Origin of the sequence: Mucilaginibacter terrigena, from assembly GCF_004168255.1 — a bacterium.
Lineage (GTDB): Bacteria > Bacteroidota > Bacteroidia > Sphingobacteriales > Sphingobacteriaceae > Mucilaginibacter > Mucilaginibacter terrigena.
Genome location: NZ_SEWG01000002.1, coordinates 507,228 through 524,162 on the forward strand (window position 1 = coordinate 507,228; position 16,935 = coordinate 524,162).

Below are 16,935 nucleotides of genomic sequence, written 5' to 3' on the forward strand. Positions count from 1 at the left end.
TGCTAAATTTAAACACCCTGTTTGGGGGGTGTTCAACCTTGTCAAATATGAAAACCTATCTCGTACCTGTCGATTTTTCTGAAGCCGCGTTCAATGCCGCCGATTTTGCAGCGCGGCTAAGTCACCAAAGCGATGTAGCAACCATTATATTGATGAACGCTTACTACATTTCGCCGTACGAGAGCATGTTCCCCGACCCTAATATGCTGATGCTGCGCCAGGAAGAAATTGAGGAGGAAGCTAAAGACCGGGTGGAGCAGCTGAAAAAACTTCAAAGCAAGCTAAGCAAACAGGTTAGGGACGGGGTGAGGGTAAACGTACGCCTTAACCGCTCGCACCTTTTACGCGCCGTGGTTGATGTAATTGCCGAAGACAATGCGGACTTGGTAATACTGGGTAGTATTGGCAACAGTACCGTGCGCGAAGGCAGCGCCGGTATTGGCGACCACGTGATCAAAATATCAAAGGCAAGCCCGGCGCCGGTTATTGTGGTGCCGCCCGATTACCGTTACCAGTTAATTGACGAAGCCGTGATAGCCTGCGATTTTAAAAAGGTAAAGGAAAATATCCCCATGGATAGTTTGCATATGCTATTGGGCAAACAGGTAATTAAGCTGCTGGTGGTAAATATAAACGCCGCCGGCAAAGATGCCGATACCGAACAACTGGCACAACAAAGCGCCCTGCACGGCATGTTAAAAAGCTTTCATCCCAGGTACTTTTATGTAAGTAACCCCGATATTATTACCGGCATACTTGATTTTGCAACCGACCGCAAAGCACAGATGGTAATTGCCCTGCCGCATACTTACAGTTTCCTGCAATCTATTATGCACAACAGCATATCGCAGCAGCTGGCAAAAAACTCTACCATACCTGTTTTGCTGCTTAAATAGTATTTGAAAAATTGTTGTTAGGGCAGCTGTTTTTTGTGTTAATTTGCTGCTTAATTGCCCCTAACATATACTAATGAGAGTACATTTTATAGCAATTGGCGGCAGTGCTATGCACAATCTTGCCATTGCCCTGCATAAAAAAGGATTTAACGTAACCGGTTCTGATGATGTACTGTTCGAGCCATCGGCTTCGCGCCTGGCTAAGTATGGCATTTTGCCCGTGCAGGAGGGATGGGATCCTGAAAAGATCACTGCCGATATCGACGCGGTGATCCTGGGGATGCATGCCCGGATAGATAACCCGGAGTTGCTGAAAGCACAGGAATTGGGTATCAAAATTTACTCGTACCCCGATTATATTTACGAGCAATCGAAAGATAAGCTGCGCGTGGTTATCGGCGGCAGCCACGGCAAAACCACCATTACCAGTATGATACTGCATGTATTGCAGGAAGCAGGTAAAAAGTTTGACTACCTGGTAGGCGCACAGCTTGAAGGCTTTGAAACCATGGTTGGCCTAACGCACGATGCACCTGTGATCATTATCGAGGGAGACGAATACCTGGCTTCGCCTATTGACAGGCGGCCAAAGTTCCATATCTATAAAGCGGATATTGGTGTGATCAGCGGTATAGCATGGGACCATATCAACGTGTTCCCCACGTTTGATAATTACATAGACCAGTTCAGGATCTTTGCCGAAACCATACAGCCCAATGGCAGGTTGATATATAGCCAAACCGACGAGGTGCTTGATACAATGGTATCAAAGTTAAATGTCGGCATAGAAACTATACCCTACAGCCTGCCCGAATACACCATTGACAACGGCGTAACAAGTATTGTGGCCGATGGTAAAACTTACGGGCTGGAGGTATTTGGCCAGCATAATTTACTGAATATGCAGGCCGCTCGTTTGGTATGCGAGTCGCTGGGCATCAACAGCGCCGATTTTTACCAATACATTACCACCTTTAAAGGTGCCGCCCGCCGGCTGGAAGTAGTTGGTAAAAACGATAACGCCACCATATTTAAAGATTTTGCGCATTCGCCGTCGAAATTAACAGCTACCATAGCAGCTGTGAAGACGCAGTTCCCCAACAGGCAGCTGATAGCCTGTATAGAACTTCATACTTTTAGCAGTTTAAATAAAGATTTTTTGAACGAATACGCCGGCACTATGGACCAGGCCGATAAGGCTATTGTTTTTATAGACCGTAAAACTTTCGAACAGAAAAAGATAGAGCCCTACCCGGCCGAGGCTGTAAAAGAGGCCTTTGCAAATAAAAACCTGCTGTTTTTTAATGAACCGGTGAAATTATTAGCCTATCTGGAAGCTTTAAATATTGCCAATAGTAACCTGCTGATGATGAGTTCGGGTAATTTTGGCGGGATTAATTTAATAGGACTTAAAAATAATTTACTATAAAATTTATTGATTATTAGTTTGTTAATAAAAAAAGTTGTAACTTTATTAACTATTGAGAAACCTTACCTAATTAAAGTCATATATGAAGACACTTGGAAAAAAGATCCGGTTATTACGCCACCAAAAAGGGTGGAGCCAGGAAGAAGTTGCTAAACGTTTAGACATCTCCATTCCTGCATTTTCTAAAATTGAAACCGGTATCACGGATATAAACCTTTCGCGCCTTGAGCAGATAGCGGTTTTATTCGAAATGTCTGTAGTTCAGCTGCTTACCTACAACGAAGTAGAGCAAGACCAAAAAATTGCCAGCGAACTGGAGAACGTTAACAAAAAGTTGATGGACCGCGAAACTGAGGTTATCGACCTGCAGAAAAAGGTTATTGAGCTTTTTGAAGAATTACGCCACAAAAAAGTAGCCAACGCATAAAATAATAAGCCCGGATATTAGCCGGGCTTATTAAATATATAACGCATAGTTAAATGCTTTTTGCCAAATGTTGCCCCCACGGCGGCGTGTATGGCAATCATTTTCTCGTTAAAATCGCCCACCCACGATAGTTCAAGCTCATCGTATTGATTTAGGGGCAACACATATTCTTTTAATTTGATGAACAGGCACGATTCCAGCCCGTGTTTTTGAAATTTTTGTTTGGTGCCCATTACAATGGCTCGCATACGCGATACCCCGCGCCACCTACGGTACAAAAATACCAGCTTTCCCCATAAATTCAGCTTGCCGTTAAGCGGCTTTATCATTTGGTTGGCATCGGGCAGTATAACAATGAACGTTGCAGGCTCGTTATCTACATATGCAAACCATATCAGCTGCTCGTCCATAATGGCCTTCATTTTTTCGAAGCTTTCCAGTATGGTAGTGTGATTTATCGGCACAAAATTTTCAAAATCCTGCCAGGCATCGTTATAGATATCTATAAAATCGGCGGCAAATTTCTCCATTTCCGCGGTTTTAAAATGGCTGAACGTGTAGCCCGGCTTGTTCATTACCCAGTTGGCAATTTTGGTGAAGCGTTCTGAGAAAGGCTTGTGCACATCCAAATGATTGGTGATCTGCTCGTATTGGGTGGTAAAACCGTAATCTTCAAAAAATGCGCGGTAATACGGCCGATTATAATTCATCCCGTAGGATGGGGGCGTAAAACCTTCTACCAGCAGGCCCCAAAAGTTATCATTCTCTCCAAAGTTGATGGGGCCATCCATAGCCTGCATGCCGTTTTGCTGCAGCCAGTTTTTGGCGGTATCAAATAACAGGAAGGCGGCCTGCTTATCATCAGTGCACTCAAAAAAGCCGCAGCCACCTGTAGGTTGCTCGTATTGGTATGCTTTTTTATCGTTTATAAAAGCGGCTATCCGGCCGATGAGGTTGCCACTATCGTCCCTCAACACCCATCTTGTAACCTTACCATGGCTATGGAAGTTATTCTTCGCCGGGTCAAAAACAGCTTCAATATCATTATCCAGCGGACAAACCCAGTTATCATCACCTTTGTAGATAATGCGCGCAACATCTAAAAACGCGTTTTTATCGGCCTTGCTTTTAACTTCGGTAAGCTTCATGGGGATGTATGGGTTTTGCCGGTTATAAAAAAAGCATCCAGCGTATTACTGAATGCTTTGCATATATTTTTATACCATTAAGGGTATTAATCGTCGTCGTCCTCGTCGTACGGGTCGTACCCGTCAAAGCCGGCAACGCCTAAGTCGTCATCCAGGGGAATATCCTCGTCAAAATCGTCATCATCATCCACCACTTTTTTGCCCGGTTTTGGGTCGTCATCAAAATCATCATCATCATCATCGCTGATCTTTTTGGTAGAGGTATTTAAAGGTTTTTTTGGAGCTGCCATTTTAATAAATGTTTATTTGTTAAAACTTATATCGGATAACCTACTTGTTTTTGTGTTTAGTTTCGCTGCGCTATAATCAGCATTATTTACCAGTAAAAATAATTAAAATCATTTTTAATTAAAATCATTTTTAAATTTATTCAGATTGCTCGCCAATGGCCGAACTGTTGTCGGTAATTTCCTTAAGCTGTGGCAGTTCGGTAATGTTGTTTATGCCAAAATAGTCCATAAACAAGCCGCTGGTGCCATAAAGTATGGGTTTGCCCACACTTTCCGACTTCCCTGTAATGGCGATCAGTTCCTTTTCGAGTAGTTTTTGGATCGAGTAATCGCAGTTTACCCCGCGGATCTGCTCTACATCGGTTTTGGTAACCGGCTGTTTATAGGCGATGATGGCCAGGGTTTCCAGCGCGGCCTGGCTCAGTTTCTTTTTAGAGCGCTGCAGTTGCAGCAGGCTGATGGCCGCGTGATATCTTTTTTTGGTGAGGAACTGGTAACCGTTGTTGATCTTCACCACCTCGATAGCGAACGCATCATCCTGGTATTTTTGGCTGATGGCGTCTATTTGCCGGGTAACCTCATCGGCAGTGTAGTCATGCTCAAACGATGCCTGCAGGCAATAAATGATCTCCTCGGTACGGATACCCTGTTCAGATGCAAAAATAAGCGCCTCGATATATTGCCCGATGTTTTCCATGAGGTGCAAATATATTTTATTTTTCCTTATGCGTGGTTAGTGCTCACGCAAAGACAGTAAGACACGAAAAGTTGTTTTCATAATTGCGTCTTTGCGTGAAATGACTATTGGTGCGTTGCTTTCAGCCCGGGCTATCCGCTCATACTGCACAGGCCTTAGTCACCGGCCGGTATCCGCTGCTATCCCTAACGCAAATAGTTAGAAACCTCTTGGTTCTTGCTTCTTGATTCTAAAGTCCCTTCTTAATAATCTATCACCTGCTCTTCAATCCCAGCAGGTACATCGCGCCAGTCGTATTTTTGGGTACGCAGTTGGGGCTCGAAACCGGCTTCCTTGATAGAATCCTGGATGCCCTTCGCGGTGAAACGGTGCGGTGCGCCTGCGGCAGATACCACGTTCTCTTCTATCATTATCGACCCAAAATCGTTAGCGCCGGCGTGCAGGCAAAGCTGCGCTACCTGTTTGCCAACCGTTAGCCACGATGCCTGGATATTTTTAATATTGGGCAGCATAATGCGGCTTAAAGCAATCATACGGATATACTCATCGCCGGTAACATTATTGGTGATACCGCGTACTTTACGTAATAATGTTCCATCATCCTGGAAAGGCCATGGGATAAAGGCCACAAAACCATAACTGCCTTCGGGTTTTTCGGCCTGTACATCGCGGATCCAAACCAAGTGTTCAAAGCGTTCTTCAATGGTTTCGATATGGCCAAACATCATGGTGGCCGATGATGGCAGGTTAAGCCGGTGGGCGGCGCGCATTACATCCAGCCATTCCTGCCCGCCGCATTTACCTTTGGAGATGAGGCGACGTACGCGATCGTTCAGGATCTCGGCGCCTGCGCCGGGCAGCGAGTCCAGTCCGGCCTCTTTCATGGCTTTAAGCACATCGTAATGGCTCATGCTTTCCAGTTTGGCTACGTGGGCTATCTCGGGCGGACCTAACGAGTGCAGTTTTAATTTTGGATACAGCTGTTTAAGCTCGCGGAACAGATCGGTATAAAACTGAAGGCCAAGATCGGGGTGGTGGCCGCCTTGTAATAACAGTTGGTCGCCGCCGTATTTAAACGTTTCCTCAATTTTCTTTTTATAGGTCTCAATATCCGTGATGTAAGCATCATCGTGCCCCGGCCTGCGGAAGAAGTTACAGAACTTACAGTTGGCGATACAAACGTTGGTGGTATTCACGTTCCTATCAATCTGCCAGGTAACTTTGCCATGCGGCACCTGGATCTTGCGCAGCTCGTTGGCTACATACATCAGGTCGGCCGTTGAGGCATTGTTGTAAAGGTAAACCCCCTCGTCAATGCTCAAAAAATCAAAAGCTAAAGCACGCTGCAACAGTTCGGCTGTATTCATGTACAAATATACGTAGTGGGAGGGTAAAGGCGAAAGGTTTAAGGCGAAAGGTGTTGTTAGGTTGACAATCCATATTTATGTTTAACTTTAGTGAATGACGCGGGTTAAGAAAAGTTTATTTAAACGCCTATACTTTCCGGGGATGATTAGCCTCATATGCTTGCCGTTGCTTTGTATTTGTTATTTTGCATACCAGGGACAGTTTCAGAAATGGGCTGCTATTGATATGCATTGGTTTAATGATACTACTATTGAAAAGTGGAATAAGCATTTTGAGTCTAAAATCAATATCAGGGCCTTTGATAATTACCCCAATTTTTATATAACCGGAAATGAGAATAATAATAGAGTTGTAGTGCAAGAGGTGCAAGACATTTGTAAACAGATGATCAGGAATAAAGAATATGGGAAAGGTGTCACGGTTAATTTTACCGGTAAATCTAAATATCGCGACCTGGTTAATATAATTGACGCCGCTTATAGCTTAAAGGAAATAGGTTTTATCCCTTATAATGACAAAGTGTTTATTACTGTGCCAAAGCCATATAAGCCAGAAACTGGAGTAATGACTATAGATGAGGGTGGCTTAATCATGTGTGGGACTGTCACATTGAATAATGAACCTTCATTATTCAATAAGATAATCAGTTTTTTAAAGCCGTATTATATTTTTTGGCCTTCAATTATTCCCTTTTTGTTGATGTTATTTTTTGCTTTCAGAAGGCAATTCAAAATTCATCCTTCTAACTAACCACTTCCCCCTTATCCAACCTCAACACCTTATCCACGCTATCCGGTATCTCGTGCTGGTAGTGGGTAACATATATCAGGGTTACGGTGCTTATGCCGCAAATGGCATCAACCACGGCCTTAAAATGCTGTTGCTGGTGGTCGTCCAGTCCCTGGCAGGGTTCGTCAAATATAAGTAGTGCAGGGTTTTTAATTAAGGCGCGGGCCAGCAGGCACAGGCGCTGCGCGCTGGCAGGTATATTTTTAAGTAGCTGGCGGGCGTATTTGTCTATCTCCAGGGCTTTCATCCAGTTAAGCGCCAGGTCGGCTTTGGCTTTGCTGCTTGGGCGGAACAAGCCCAGCGTATCGTAAAAGCCGCTTTCAATAACCTGCAGGCAGGAGTTATCCGTAGGGAAGTACTGGTAAAGCTCGGGCGATACAAAGCCTATCTTGCTTTTAATATCCCAGATGCTTTCGCCGGTGCCGCGCTTTTTATCAAACAGTACGATGTTATTGGCGTATGCCTGTGGGTTATCGCCGTTAATTAAGCTCAGCAGGGTTGATTTACCCGCGCCGTTAGGGCCAAGCAATGCCCAGCGCTCGCCGGGGTTTATATGCCAGTTCACTTTGTTAAGGATGGTTTTATCACCGTATTGGATATGCACATCGCGCATGCTTACTATTTGCTTGTAACTATGGTTTACTGCCGATGTATTTAATAACTGCTTTAGCGCCGCGGTATCAACAGTTGTTTTTTCTGCCGATTGATGCCCGCTCGTTTCAAACTCCTGCTTTGTTAGGCTTTGGCTGATAGCGCCATTATCTAACACAGCAACGTTGGTTATACAATCGGGGATCTCGAATGCAGGTGTGGCCATCATGATACTGATGCCCGACGCCGAAACCTCATTCAGCAAAACATTAAAGGCTTTACGTGTAGCTACATCCAGCCCCGTCATGGGGTTATCCAGTAATAGTATCAGCGGGTTTTTAAGCAGGGCGGCGGCAATCATCAGGCGTTTGGTTTCGCCGTTTGATAATTTAATGGTTTGCTTGTCGCACAGTTCTGTAAGGTTTAATGCAGCAATGGTTTTATCAAATGTCCAGTAAGGTGGTTTATGCTGATTAACCTTTACAGTTTGCAGGTATTGGCGTACGGTGAGGGTGTTTTCCGAGTCGGACGAGTTGTAACGTTGCTGGTAATAAAAATCGGAAGTGTTGGAAAGGGTTTTAAAATGATGCCTGGCCCCTGCAAAGGCTATAAAGCGATGGAATGTAAGTAAGTCATCGGTGGGTGGGGCCTTATACACATCATCCATAAAACCATAGGTGATGCTGCCACCATTTATACCCACATTACTGGCAATAGCTTGTAGCAAAACGCTTTTACCCGAGCCGCTTTTGCCCGCTAAGGCCCAGTTTTGCCCCTGCTGTAACGTAAAGCTTAAATTGCTGAACAACAATATGTTGGGGAATTTTACAGATACTTTATCAAGGGTTATTAAAGGTGGCTTCATAGGGCAGCGAATTTACACATCAGCCTTAAATAATTAGGCTTTAAGTTATGTTTCTGTTCAAAATGCTTATAGTTATCCACTTCGTAACTTTTTTATTAACTTATCAACATTCCTTGCATTTTTTAAAAAACAATTTTTAGATTTAGACAACCTGAATGAAGAATAGCGATTTGAGCTAAGCAAAGAATAAATTAGTTTTAATTATTATCCCCCAAATAATTTACTATGGAACTATTGTTAGTTGCTGTTGAAACTCTTGTACCAATGAGCCTGTTGGCAATCTTTATTGTATTGATTGCTGTACAATTTTTACCAAACGAGAACACAGAAACAGAAGAATCTGATTCAAATCTGTTGCTGTAACACTCGGGTCTGATTATTGTAATAAGATTTACATCATAAATCTTACAATGATCTACCATGAGAAAAATTAACTTATTATTAATCGCTTTGGCAATGGTTGCCTTTAGCGGATGTTCTGTTATCGGCGGTATTTTTAAAGCCGGCGCTGCCGTAGGCGTTATAGCCGTAATTGTCGTCATCCTTATAATCATCTGGATAATATCCGCGTTCAGAGGAAGGTCGTAACCTTTGAATAGTACAACGCATTTAAATATTGTTTTTTAGTTAAAACAATATTTTTTTTGTGCCTTTTTTTTGCAAAACCCTAATACATCAAAGGGATTTGATTTGGGGGCGGCGGGCCTATTTTTAAAGGCCCCTTAGCGGGTGATGATCATTTCCTTAACTTTCCAGCTGTTACGGTTGGCCCAATCGCCACCGGTATAGGATAGCTTTATTTCCCAGGTAGATTTTACCATTTTGCCTGTACTATCCTGCGCGTCTACATACGAAGATATATTATAACTGTTAAGCGCGGTATCAATAGCCGACTGAAAATTATTTTTAGGGAAACTTGCGGTACGGGGTTGGCGCAGCTTATCGGTTACAAAAACCTGGGCTATGGCAAACGCTTCTTTTGCGTTTGGCTTACGGTTTACGTGTACGCGCCTGTTTTGCAATACCCGCAACATTACCACAAAAAATAATAATGCGAATAATATACTGAATATGGTAGCTATCCTGATGCGTGGATGGTGGCGCCAGTGGGTGTTCTTTTTATCTTCTTCGCTAAGGTTTTTCCACTCGGAGTATTTCATGTGCGGGTGTTTCACCAATAAACAAAATTGCGGGCGAATGTTTTGGGCAAAATAAAAGGCACAAAAAAACGCCCCTGGTAAACCGGGGGCGCTTCTTGTAAAAAAAATGTATTACATTTTTTTAGCTGAGTCCATTTTAGCTGAATCTGTAGTAGCAGCTGAGTCCATTTTAGCTGAATCTGTAGTAGCAGCAGAATCCATTTTAGCTGAGTCCATTTTAGCTGAATCTGCAGCAGAAGATGAACCAGAACCTTTACAAGCAGCAGCTGAAACAGCGATAGCCAAAGCTAAGAATGCGATTTTGAAAGAATTTTTCATTGTTTGTTTTTTTAAGTGATTTAATAGTTTTTCGATAGTTAATACCCAAAACAAAAAAAGGTAACCCACTTTTTTTTAAAAAAATGCAGGTTACCTTTTTAAAAAATTAAAAAACTTAAAAAATTACAATGTAATCCTTTAATATTTAACGGGTTGCGTTAAATTATTTTTTTGTTGAATCAGCAGCAGTAGAATCAACTTTAGCAGTAGAATCAACTTTAACTGTAGAATCAACTTTAACAGTTGAGTCAACTTTAACTGTAGTATCAGCAGCAGAATCAGCTGAAGATGCAGAACCAGAACCTTTACAAGCAGCAGCTGAAACAGCGATAGCTAAAGCTAAAAATGCGATTTTGAATGAATTTTTCATTTTGTGTTGTTAAATTATTATTAGTATTTATTCGTATTAGTTGTTTAATACTCCAATTTTTAAAAGGTAACCCTTAAATTGAATTATTTTTTTACGCTATCTTTTTTTGTTGAATCAACAACGGTAGAGTCAACTTTAACTGTAGAGTCAACTTTTACGGTTGAGTCTACCTTTACAGTAGTATCAGAACCGTTGGTAGCTTTTTTGCTTTCGCAAGCGGTAGCAGTAACAGCAAGGGCTAAAGCTAAAAATGCAATTTTGAATGAATTTTTCATGTTTTGTTTGTTATTATTTAATGGTTTTGTGATGGTTAATATCAAAAACCTAAAAAGGTAACCCTTTTAATAAAAAAGATCCCGGCTTTTTAGGACGGGATCTGTTGGTTTTGCCTGCTTTATGGTTGTTAGTCTTTTTTTACCGTGTCGGTACCGCCCGATCCGGATTTATCTAAACCGGTATCAATTGCGTTTGGCGACCCGTTTTTGCCGGCTGTGGTATCCATATTTGCCGAATCTACCCTGGTGCTGTCCGGCACATGGGTAGAGTTGTTGCCACTGCAGGCTGCAAGGCTTATCATAATGGTTAAGGCTATAAAGCCTGTTTTAAATAAATTTTTCATAGTTTATTAGTATTGATGCATTTAAGCAAACTCAAATTTAATGCCGTGTTATCCTAACAATTATTTCCCGATATTGCGGCATATGTGAACGTGCGCGGTAAAAATATTGCCTGCAGCAAAAAATAAATCATATTGTTGGGTTACAATTCAGTATAAAAAGTATTAAGTAGTGAATAATCAGTTAAATGTGGAAATACCATCGGATAGTGAAGTGATCATTGGGATACTTAATAACTCCGATAGTGTTTTAAAAAAGTTATACCTGGCATACTTCCCGATGGTTTTGCAGCTTGTCATCAGCAATAATGGCGACGAGGACGAGGCCAAAGATATTTACCAGGAAGCGATAATAGTTCTTTACAATAAGGTTAAGCGGGGCGATTTTGAGCTGAGCAGCAAATTAAAAACCTACATATACTCGATATGCAGGCGTTTATGGCTAAAACGTCTTAAACAATTGAACAGGTACGGCGGCGATATCAAAGATATGCAGGAGTACCTGCCGGTTGAGGATGAGGTAGAAATGCACGATGAGCGCGATATACAGCTTAATAAAATGGGCGATGCGTTAAAATTGCTTGGCGAACCCTGCAAAACCATTATGGAGGATTTTTATATGCATAACAGATCGATGCAGGATATTTGCGAACGGTTTGGGTACACAAATGCTGATAACGCGAAAACGCAGAAATACAAATGTCTGCAAAGGCTGAAAAAGCTATTTTTTCAGCAGTAATTAAGAAGGGGCGATAATATGAAAGATAACCAACTTTTAGAAATGATTGATAGCTACCTGAGCGGCGAAATGCCTGCCGGGGAACGTGCTCAGTTTGATGCATTACGTAAAAAGGATGCAACTATTGATGCCAAAATAACCGAGCATAAGCATTTTACAGGCTTGTTAAAGCAATACAACGAGCGTTTAAGCCTGCAAAGCCGCCTGGACGAGATCCACGAGGAAATTGATGTGCATACGCTGAAGGAAGACCTGATGGCGCATCCGTCATGGGTGGTGCAAATGTGGCGTAACCATCATTCAAAAATATCGGTAGCGGCATCTGTTGCTATTTTGGCTGTACTAACTATCCTGTATTTTACCGGCGACCTGAGTAACCGCGACCCGCGTTTCCAGCAGTTGAAACAAGAGGTTGACCGTGTAAAAAACGAACAACGTAAGCTTGGCGATAAAACAGATGATATCATAAAATCGGGCAAAGCAACCGGGCCGGCTATTTCTGCCAAGTTTAGGGGTACCGGTTTCGCGCTTACGGGTAATGGGTATATTGTAACCAACAGCCATGTTATTAATGGTGCCGATTCTGTTTACGTGCAAAACAACGAAGGTGAATCATTCCATACCAAAGTGGTTTATACCGATCCATTGTATGATGTTGCCATCCTTCAAATAAACGACCCGGCCTTTAAAAACCTGGGTGCTGTTCCTTATAGCTTCAAAAAAGGTAAAAGCGATTTAGGGGAAGCGGTTTATACCTTAGGTTACCCAGGCGATGACCTTAAATTTGGCCCCGGCGCTTTAACGGCGGGTACAGGTTTTCATGGCGATTCGACCGAGTATGAATTGTACATCCCGGTTAACCCCGGCAATAGCGGTGGCCCGTTAATGGACGAAAAAGGAAATGTTATTGGTGTAATTACCGGCAAGCAAACCCAGGCATCGGGCGTAGCATTCGCGGTAAAATCAAACTACCTGCTTAAAGCTATCCAAAGCATCCCTGCCGACTCGTTAAACAAAACGCTTACGCTTAACACCAAAAACACCTTAACCAGTTTAAGCCGTACACAGCAAATTAAAAAACTGCGCAACTACGTGTTTATTGTAAAGGTTTACAACCAGTAAAAAATCAACAATTTAAATATCCGAAGAGGGATGCAAGAAATTGCCTCCCTTTTTTTATGATCGGCGGAATTAAAACAACCTGTCATGCTGAACGTAGTGAAGCATCTATTCGCCACTATGTTTTACGGTAATGCACAGTTCGCTATCAGATCCTTCGCTATCGCTCAGGATGACAAATAAGACCTACCTATCCACCTCGCCCAACACAAAATCTAACGAGCCGATGATGGCAACCAAGTCCGCAATCATTACGTTTTTGCCCAATTCAGGCAGTACGGATAGGTTGTTGAAACTTGGCCCGCGTACTTTGCCACGGAAGGGGATCTCTGAGCGTTCGTTATTGTGCACAAAGTAAAAGCCCAGTTCGCCTTTAGCACCTTCGCAGCGGGCGTAATAGTCCTGCACTTTTGGAGTTAATTTACGGGGGAGTTTTGCCCTTGGGTCAAAATCCGGGGTGCGTTTCAGTTCTTTTTGCAGGCGGTTAAGGCACTGCTCAACAATATGTAAGGATTGCTGGATCTCGTCGACCCTAACTTTGTACCTGTCCCAGCAATCGCCTTTGGTGCCCATTTCGCCCTTGCCTACCGGGATGTCAAACTCCAGTTCGGGGTAAACGGAATAATTATCAATGCGGCGCAGGTCGTACTTAAGCCCCGAACCGCGCAGTACCGGCCCGCTGCAGCCGTAGTTAATGGCAACATCCATAGGCAATACACCAACATTTGCGGTGCGACTGATAAAGATCTGGTTATCGGTAAGCAGCTGGTTAAGCTCGACCATTTTGGGTTTAAAATAATCTACAAACTCGCGGCAGCGTTCTTCAAAGCCAACGGGCAAGTCATAGAACAGGCCGCCAACCCAAATGTAATTGTACAGCATGCGCGAGCCCGAAGCCCACTCCAGCATACCCATGATATGCTCGCGGTCGCGGAAACACCACAGGAAAGGGGTGAAGGCGCCGATATCGATGCCGTAGGTGCCAATGGCTATCAGGTGCGATGCAATGCGGTTAAGCTCGCAAACCAGCACGCGGATGTATTCGATGCGTTTGGGGATATCCTTGTCAATGCCCAGCATTTTCTCAACACCCATTACCCAGGCGTGGCTGTTGTTCATGGATGCCAGGTAATCAAGCCTGTCGGTAAACGGAATGGTTTGCTGGTAAGTAAGCGATTCAGCGTGTTTTTCGAAACAGCGGTGCAGGTAACCAATATGAGGGATAACCTCCTTAACGATCTCGCCATCGGTTATCAACTCCAGCCGCAAAACCCCGTGTGTTGACGGATGCTGTGGCCCCATGTTAAGCACCATATCTTCTACAGCAGCATCGGAGATCTTTTGCTGATAGTGTTGAAGCGCGTTGTTATATTTTGAAATTGTTTCCAAATCTTTTTATTCAAGTCTAAAACGCCATGTCATTTCGAACGAGCATAGCGAGGAGAAATCTTATACAAGCGACAAGTCGAGTTTTGCAAGGCGTATAAGATTTCTCTTCGTACCTCGTTCGAAATGACAGCTTTATTATCTTAATCTACCTTAATCCCTTTATAATATTCAGCCGCTACATAATCCTTACGTAACGGAAAACCTTCCCAATCATCAGGCAAAAGTATCCTGCGCAGATCAGGGTGGCCTTCAAAAAAAATGCCTAACAGATCGTACGCTTCGCGCTCGTGCCAGTCGGCGGTGCGGTAAACTGATGTGACGCTGGGGAAGGATGGTAAATTATCCTCGCTGCGGTCATTTTCCCTGCTTATCTTAAGTGTAAGCTGCAAATGGTAAGGGATAGATGACAGATGATAAACCACACCAAACCTGCCGGCTTCCAAACCATAATCCATCCCCGTAAGGCACGAAAGGAAATCGAAATAAGTTTTTGGGTTATTGCGCAGCTCCAAACAAACCTCAACAATGCGGTCGGGGTTTATCAGCAGGGCGGGTTGCAGGCCGGTGCGTTCTTCGCCGGTTATTACATCGTCGCCAAACTTTTGGGTAAGCAATAATTTAATATCATCAAAACTCATGGCGCAAGGCGAACAATTTTCCAGTTTTTGTTGTCGGTTTTTTTGTAAACTATCCTGTCGTGCAGGCGGCTGCGGCGGCCCTGCCAAAATTCTATCAGGCGCGGCCTTAAAACATATCCGCCCCAGTACGATGGTTTTGGCACTTCGCTGTCGGCGTACTCTAATTCTAAAGCTGCCATTTTTTGTTCCAGTTCTTCGCGGCCGCTAATTTCCTGGCTTTGCGGCGATGCTGCCGCGCCTATCTGGCTCAGTTTTGGGCGCGAGTGGAAGTATTTTTCAGAATAGTTCTTATCCAGTTTCTCAATAGTACCTTCAATCCGGATCTGGCGCTCCATGTCGCCCCAAAAGAAAACAAGTGCGCCCAATGGGTTCTTGCTCACTTCTTTACCCTTGCGGCTAAGGTAGTTGGTGTAAAACTTAAAGCCATCATCGCTGAAGCCTTTAAGCAGCACTATCCTTGCCGATGGGCGGCCGTCATTTGTAGCGGTGGCCAAAGTCATGGCGTTGGGTTCGTGCACTTTGTGGTTAATGGCTTCGTTAAACCATTTATCAAACTGGCGTATGGGGTTGGCATCAACATCGGTTTCGTTTAGCGAAGCCGCGGCGTAATCCTGCCTTAAATTTTCTATATCTTTTTGGTCCATCATCGCAAACTTACAAATTAATTATACCGTACATATCTATACGCTGTTCATTTTGGCTATTAATGAACATATTTTTACATTTACTGTTATCGTTGTATAAATATAAACCCATGCTAAGTCCAATTTCGGCGGCTGCAGGCCGTTTGCTTATCTCAGAACCGTTTATGCCCGACCCTAATTTTAAACGTTCGGTTATCCTGCTTACAGAGTATTCTGAGGCCGGGGCTATGGGTTTTATCCTTAATCACCAAAGCGAATACCTGCTGGGCGATATTTTGCCCGATATTTCGTACTCCGAGATCCCGGTTTATATGGGCGGCCCGGTTGCGGCGAATACCTTGCATTACATACACCGCTGCCCGGATAAAATTGAGAATGGGATAGAGATTTGGGATGGCATTTACTGGGGCGGAGAGTTTGACCAGATCAAAGAACTGATAACCAATTACCAGCTAAAAGAGGACGAGATCAAATTTTTTACCGGCTACTCGGGCTGGACACCCGGCCAGTTAGATGATGAATTGCGCGAAGACGCCTGGATAGTAGCCAATAAATTTGAAGCTGACAGTATCTTCAGCAACAACGAGCATAACCTCTGGAAGGAAATAGTGATAAGCCTTGGCCAGCGTTACGCCCACATAGCCAATTTTCCGGAGAACCCGATGCTGAATTAGAAGGGATTTCGAATTTCGAATGTTCAATTTCGAATTTGTCAGCCTAATCTTTTAGCCAACGTAGAGGATCTGATCGCCGACATGGTTCGCGAACGCTTCATTAACAAATGCTTCGCTATCGCTCAGCATGAAAAGAGCGCCGTCATCCCGAATTTATTTCGGGATCCCACAGGACAAGTAGCAACCTTGCATGAGAGGTGCTGAAACAAGTTCAGCATGAAATGCGGCTAAGCTTTTTAGACTTCTGACTTATTTCTCCATCTCTGCAGCCGAAGCTTCCACCACCTGCTTTAATTTTTCTTTAAAGGCGATAAGGTTTGCCACAAGGTGTTCATCAGCCGTTGATAGGATCTGTGCGGCAAGGATCCCGGCATTTTTAGCGGCATTAAGGGCTACGGTAGCCACCGGGATGCCATTTGGCATTTGCAGGATAGACAGGATAGAATCCCAGCCATCTATGGAATTACTTGATTTTACGGGTACACCAATAACCGGCAAATGGGTTAACGATGCCACCATGCCAGGCAAATGCGCGGCACCACCTGCACCGGCTATAATTACCTTAATGCCACGGTCAGCAGCGGCACGGGCGTAGCTGAACATCCTGTCGGGCGTACGGTGTGCCGATACAACAGTAATTTCATAATCAACGCCCAATTCTTTTAAAACATCAGCAGCATCCTGCATAACGTTCAGATCGGACTTGCTGCCCATAATGATGGCTATTTTTGGTTGGGAAGGGCTTATAGTTGATGGTTGATGGTTCAT

Annotated in this window: 22 protein-coding genes; 7 read left to right on the forward strand and 15 right to left on the reverse strand. The window is 43.7% G+C overall.

The window, feature by feature from the left end; all coding sequences use genetic code 11:
* Nucleotides 1–47 precede the first annotated feature (47 nt).
* The 3 genes from EWM62_RS06050 to EWM62_RS06060 all read left to right on the forward strand — a co-directional run bounded on the left by EWM62_RS06050 (nucleotide 48) and on the right by EWM62_RS06060 (nucleotide 2,752).
* Nucleotides 48–896 (forward strand): universal stress protein, encoded by an 849-nt coding sequence (locus tag EWM62_RS06050; protein WP_129875757.1) that lies wholly within the window; start codon nucleotides 48–50, stop codon nucleotides 894–896.
* Between the two features lie 73 nt (nucleotides 897–969).
* Nucleotides 970–2,325, forward strand: coding sequence for a UDP-N-acetylmuramate--L-alanine ligase (locus EWM62_RS06055; protein ID WP_129875758.1), 1,356 nt, complete (start codon nucleotides 970–972; stop codon nucleotides 2,323–2,325).
* Nucleotides 2,326–2,407: 82 nt separating this feature from the next.
* Nucleotides 2,408–2,752, forward strand: a complete 345-nt coding sequence (locus EWM62_RS06060) for a helix-turn-helix domain-containing protein (RefSeq protein WP_129875759.1) — start codon at nucleotides 2,408–2,410, stop codon at nucleotides 2,750–2,752.
* Nucleotides 2,753–2,769: 17 nt separating this feature from the next.
* Here EWM62_RS06060 and EWM62_RS06065 read toward each other — a convergent pair whose 3' ends face one another.
* The 4 genes from EWM62_RS06065 to mqnC all read right to left on the reverse strand — a co-directional run bounded on the left by EWM62_RS06065 (nucleotide 2,770) and on the right by mqnC (nucleotide 6,254).
* Nucleotides 2,770–3,900 carry a GNAT family N-acetyltransferase gene (locus tag EWM62_RS06065; protein WP_129875760.1) on the reverse strand — a complete coding sequence of 377 codons (1,131 nt, stop codon included), beginning with the start codon at nucleotides 3,898–3,900 and terminating at the stop codon, nucleotides 2,770–2,772.
* A gap of 86 nt (nucleotides 3,901–3,986) precedes the next feature.
* Nucleotides 3,987–4,190, reverse strand: coding sequence for a hypothetical protein (locus EWM62_RS06070; RefSeq protein WP_129875761.1), 204 nt, complete (start codon nucleotides 4,188–4,190; stop codon nucleotides 3,987–3,989).
* Between the two features lie 136 nt (nucleotides 4,191–4,326).
* Nucleotides 4,327–4,887 (reverse strand): SMC-Scp complex subunit ScpB, encoded by a 561-nt coding sequence (scpB, locus tag EWM62_RS06075; RefSeq protein ID WP_129875762.1) that lies wholly within the window; start codon nucleotides 4,885–4,887, stop codon nucleotides 4,327–4,329.
* 242 nt (nucleotides 4,888–5,129) lie between these two features.
* Nucleotides 5,130–6,254, reverse strand: a complete 1,125-nt coding sequence (mqnC, locus tag EWM62_RS06080; protein ID WP_129875763.1) for a cyclic dehypoxanthinyl futalosine synthase — start codon at nucleotides 6,252–6,254, stop codon at nucleotides 5,130–5,132.
* Between the two features lie 142 nt (nucleotides 6,255–6,396).
* Between mqnC and EWM62_RS06085 the strand changes: the two genes are divergently transcribed.
* Nucleotides 6,397–7,005, forward strand: a complete 609-nt coding sequence (locus tag EWM62_RS06085) for a hypothetical protein (RefSeq protein WP_129875764.1) — start codon at nucleotides 6,397–6,399, stop codon at nucleotides 7,003–7,005.
* Here the strand turns inward: EWM62_RS06085 and EWM62_RS06090 are convergent.
* The 7 genes from EWM62_RS06090 to EWM62_RS06120 form a co-directional block, all read right to left on the reverse strand.
* Nucleotides 6,998–8,500, reverse strand: coding sequence for an ATP-binding cassette domain-containing protein (locus EWM62_RS06090; protein ID WP_129875765.1), 1,503 nt, complete (start codon nucleotides 8,498–8,500; stop codon nucleotides 6,998–7,000). The two genes, EWM62_RS06085 and EWM62_RS06090, sit on opposite strands and share 8 nt — an antisense overlap.
* Before the next feature lie 441 nt (nucleotides 8,501–8,941).
* Nucleotides 8,942–9,109, reverse strand: a complete 168-nt coding sequence (locus EWM62_RS19255) for a hypothetical protein (RefSeq protein ID WP_162499789.1) — start codon at nucleotides 9,107–9,109, stop codon at nucleotides 8,942–8,944.
* A 113-nt stretch (nucleotides 9,110–9,222) separates the two neighbouring features.
* Complete coding sequence (locus tag EWM62_RS06100) at nucleotides 9,223–9,660, reverse strand: hypothetical protein (RefSeq protein WP_129875767.1); 438 nt, start codon at nucleotides 9,658–9,660, stop codon at nucleotides 9,223–9,225.
* A 111-nt stretch (nucleotides 9,661–9,771) separates the two neighbouring features.
* Entirely contained in the window at nucleotides 9,772–9,978 is a 207-nt protein-coding gene (locus tag EWM62_RS06105) for a hypothetical protein (protein ID WP_129875768.1), read from the reverse strand.
* Nucleotides 9,979–10,141: 163 nt separating this feature from the next.
* The gene (locus EWM62_RS06110; protein WP_129875769.1) at nucleotides 10,142–10,348 is read right to left on the reverse strand and encodes a hypothetical protein; all 207 of its coding nucleotides are present in this window, start codon (nucleotides 10,346–10,348) and stop codon (nucleotides 10,142–10,144) included.
* An 83-nt stretch (nucleotides 10,349–10,431) separates the two neighbouring features.
* Entirely contained in the window at nucleotides 10,432–10,623 is a 192-nt protein-coding gene (locus tag EWM62_RS06115) for a hypothetical protein (RefSeq protein ID WP_129875770.1), read from the reverse strand.
* A 128-nt stretch (nucleotides 10,624–10,751) separates the two neighbouring features.
* Complete coding sequence (locus EWM62_RS06120; RefSeq protein WP_129875771.1) at nucleotides 10,752–10,967, reverse strand: hypothetical protein; 216 nt, start codon at nucleotides 10,965–10,967, stop codon at nucleotides 10,752–10,754.
* A gap of 169 nt (nucleotides 10,968–11,136) precedes the next feature.
* On the opposite strand from EWM62_RS06120, the gene EWM62_RS06125 reads away from it, so the two are divergent.
* Nucleotides 11,137–11,703, forward strand: coding sequence for an RNA polymerase sigma factor (locus tag EWM62_RS06125; RefSeq protein WP_129875772.1), 567 nt, complete (start codon nucleotides 11,137–11,139; stop codon nucleotides 11,701–11,703).
* Nucleotides 11,704–11,721: 18 nt separating this feature from the next.
* Complete coding sequence (locus tag EWM62_RS06130) at nucleotides 11,722–12,825, forward strand: S1C family serine protease (protein ID WP_129875773.1); 1,104 nt, start codon at nucleotides 11,722–11,724, stop codon at nucleotides 12,823–12,825.
* Between the two features lie 183 nt (nucleotides 12,826–13,008).
* Here the strand turns inward: EWM62_RS06130 and EWM62_RS06135 are convergent, their stop codons facing one another.
* From EWM62_RS06135 to pdxH, 3 genes are all read right to left on the reverse strand, one after another.
* Nucleotides 13,009–14,136 (reverse strand): NADH-quinone oxidoreductase subunit D, encoded by a 1,128-nt coding sequence (locus tag EWM62_RS06135; RefSeq protein ID WP_238989299.1) that lies wholly within the window; start codon nucleotides 14,134–14,136, stop codon nucleotides 13,009–13,011.
* Nucleotides 14,137–14,351: 215 nt separating this feature from the next.
* Complete coding sequence (locus tag EWM62_RS06140; protein ID WP_129875774.1) at nucleotides 14,352–14,849, reverse strand: NADH-quinone oxidoreductase subunit C; 498 nt, start codon at nucleotides 14,847–14,849, stop codon at nucleotides 14,352–14,354.
* On the reverse strand, nucleotides 14,846–15,496 hold the full coding sequence (pdxH, locus tag EWM62_RS06145; protein ID WP_394342852.1) for a pyridoxamine 5'-phosphate oxidase: 651 nt from the start codon (nucleotides 15,494–15,496) through the stop codon (nucleotides 14,846–14,848). Before pdxH ends, EWM62_RS06140 begins: the two co-directional genes overlap by 4 nt.
* 107 nt (nucleotides 15,497–15,603) lie before the next feature.
* Here pdxH and EWM62_RS06150 point away from each other — a divergent pair, with 107 nt between their 5' ends.
* Nucleotides 15,604–16,167 carry a YqgE/AlgH family protein gene (locus tag EWM62_RS06150; RefSeq protein ID WP_129875775.1) on the forward strand — a complete coding sequence of 188 codons (564 nt, stop codon included), beginning with the start codon at nucleotides 15,604–15,606 and terminating at the stop codon, nucleotides 16,165–16,167.
* 249 nt (nucleotides 16,168–16,416) lie between these two features.
* Here the strand turns inward: EWM62_RS06150 and purE are convergent, their stop codons facing one another.
* Entirely contained in the window at nucleotides 16,417–16,935 is a 519-nt protein-coding gene (purE, locus tag EWM62_RS06155; RefSeq protein ID WP_129875776.1) for a 5-(carboxyamino)imidazole ribonucleotide mutase, read from the reverse strand.